Source organism: Candidatus Thiosymbion oneisti (assembly GCF_004359955.1).
In the GTDB taxonomy this organism is placed as follows: domain Bacteria; phylum Pseudomonadota; class Gammaproteobacteria; order Chromatiales; family Chromatiaceae; genus Thiosymbion; species Thiosymbion oneisti.
This window is the reverse complement of the sequence record NZ_SMSC01000155.1, coordinates 1-429: the sequence shown is the minus strand read 5'-3', so window position 1 is coordinate 429 and position 429 is coordinate 1. Positions and strand designations below refer to the sequence as shown.

Below are 429 nucleotides of genomic sequence, written 5' to 3'. Positions count from 1 at the left end.
CTCTACTTCATGGATGCCACGCATCCGCAGCACAATCCGGTGCTGGCCGGGGGCTGGATCAAGCGCGGCGAGGAGCAGGAAATCCCCACCAACACCGGGCGGCGGCGCGTCAACATCAACGGTGCCATCGACCTGGAGCGGCTGGAGCCGGTGGTCCGTTTCGACGACACCATCAATGCCGACTCTACCATCGCCCTGTTCCAGCAACTCGAAGCCATCCACCCCCTGGCGGCTTGCATTTATGTTATCTGTGACAACGCTCGCTATTATCGCTCCAAAGCGGTTCAGGACTACCTGAAAACTTCCCGAATCAAGCTCGTGTTCCTCCCGCCATATGCCCCAAATCTGAATCTCATTGAGCGGTTATGGAAATTTTTTAAAAAGAAAGTCCGATACAACCGATATTACGAAACGTTCGACGAATTCAAG

The 429-nt window shown here is 54.5% G+C and carries 1 protein-coding gene; it reads left to right on the top strand.

What is annotated here, in order from left to right; all coding sequences use genetic code 11:
* The coding region (locus tag E1958_RS19850) for an IS630 family transposase (RefSeq protein WP_133513396.1) at nt 1–429 on the top strand (429 nt) is incomplete at both ends.